2 protein-coding genes are annotated in these 1,345 nt (G+C 63.7%); both read left to right on the plus strand.

Annotated features, from left to right (window positions below; all coding sequences use genetic code 11):
- Positions 1-429: LysR substrate-binding domain-containing protein (locus CHB74_RS21450; protein ID WP_245843159.1), on the plus strand; the 429-nt coding region annotated here is incomplete at its 5' end.
- 150 nt (positions 430-579) lie between these two features.
- Positions 580-1,345 (plus strand): CYTH and CHAD domain-containing protein (locus tag CHB74_RS21455; protein ID WP_144033904.1); only part of this gene is annotated, 766 nt, incomplete at its 3' end.

The following is a 1,345-nucleotide window of genomic DNA, read 5'->3' on the forward strand; positions in this document are numbered from 1 at the left end:
ATCTCTTCCGGGCGATGCTTCTTGCTCGGCATTCCTTGTCTCCTTCGTAATCCAAAATATCATCAATTTTGGACCACTCAGAAGGGGGCAGATCAGACCGATCACAACTGCATCAACCTGCGCCTGCCGACCAGGGGCGGGCTCTATGCCTGGGAGTTCGAGAAGGATGGCAGGCCCCTGAACGTCAGGGTCGAGGGGCAGTTTACCTGCGACGATGTGCAGACGAATATCGATGCCGCGATTGACGGGCTTGGTCTTGTTTGTCTGCCCAACGATACAGTCGAGCGCGCACTCGGCGAAGGCCATTTGGTGCGGGTGCTTGAGGATTGGTGCCCGCCGTTTCCGGGCTATCACCTCTATTATCCAAGCCGCCGGCAACACTCTCCGGCCTTCAATCTTCTGGTCGAGGCATTGCGCTGGCGGGAATAATCCGGTGGTGATGCTGGGAACTCCGGCGGATTAGCTTTTGGAAGGGGTGCGCCTGCCGGTGAAGGATTTGATCCACGAGATCGGATATAGATTGATGTGACGATTCGAGATCGGCCGTGTGACGCACGAGCCGTTGCAACAAGGGCGTCCATGGCCGACGAAATAGAGTTGAAACTCGACCTGACGGCGGACGCGGCCGATGCGCTCGAGGCCGCCGCCTTGCTGCCGGGTGATCCCGGCATCGCCACGCAGCGGTCGATCTATTTTGATACACCCTACCGCCGGCTGTCGAAGGGCGGGCTGTCGCTTCGCATTCGCCATTCGGACGGGACGCGCATCCAGACGGTCAAGGCGGACGGCGCCAGCGCCGCCGGACTGTTCATGCGCTCCGAATGGGAATGCCCCGTCGACAGCGATACGCCTGTTCTCGACGACGCGACCCCCATCCGGGCGCTGCTCGGCGATGCCACCGATACCATTGCCCCGGCCTTCGAGGTGCGGATCGAGCGGCGGACATGGATCATCAGCGAAGGCGACGCGACGATCGAACTGGCGCTCGATCGCGGCGAGGCGGTGGCGGGCGAACGAAGCGCGCCGATCTGTGAGATCGAGCTGGAGCTGAAGCAGGGAGGCCGCGCTCCGACCATGGTCAAGGCCGAGCCGGTGACGCTCGGCGCCGGGATGACGGCCGCCGAAGCGTTCCGGCATATCGTCCAGAGCTGTCTGCGGCAGTTCCGGCCGAACGAAGCGCTGTTGCTTGGCGGCCGGGAAGGCGGGGCTCTGCACCAGGCGCGGGTGGCGCTGCGCCGGCTGCGCTCGGCCTTCTCGATCTTCAAGCCGGTGATCGGCGGGAAGGACCATCTGGCGCTGCGCGGGGACCTGCGCTGGCTCGCCTCGGAACTGGCCGATGCCCGCA

It is taken from the genome of Edaphosphingomonas laterariae (assembly GCF_900188165.1).
GTDB classification, from domain to species: Bacteria; Pseudomonadota; Alphaproteobacteria; order Sphingomonadales; family Sphingomonadaceae; genus Sphingomonas_E; species Sphingomonas_E laterariae.